1 protein-coding gene is annotated in these 309 nt (G+C 45.0%); it reads right to left on the bottom strand.

Translation table 11 applies throughout. The features are described from left to right. On the bottom strand, positions 1 to 309 hold a 309-nt coding region (locus tag Q763_RS17950; RefSeq protein WP_035134320.1), incomplete at both ends, for a hypothetical protein.

Here is a 309-nt window from a genome sequence, read left to right as displayed (position 1 = left end):
ATGGTATAAGTCCCCTGAGCAGCGTAAGTAAGTGGATCTGAAGTTGTACCCGTTATTGTTCCTTCACAGTTATCTGTAGCTGTTGGCGCAGTGATTGTTCCTGCAGTTACCTCACATTGTGCTGTTATGGTAGGAAGTGTAGTCACATCTGCCACCGGAGCAGTAGTATCATCTACTACAACAGACTGTGTTTGCGTAGTTGTGTTACCGTTCCCGTCATCATAAGTCCATGTTATGGTATAAGTCCCCTGAGCAGCGTAAGTAAGCGGATCTGAAGTTGTACCCGTTATTGTTCCTTCACAGTTATCT

The sequence above is a fragment of the Flavobacterium beibuense F44-8 genome (assembly GCF_000769915.1).
GTDB classification, from domain to species: Bacteria; Bacteroidota; Bacteroidia; order Flavobacteriales; family Flavobacteriaceae; genus Flavobacterium; species Flavobacterium beibuense.
Note: the sequence above shows the minus strand (reverse complement) of the source record. Positions and strands in the feature narration are given on the sequence as shown.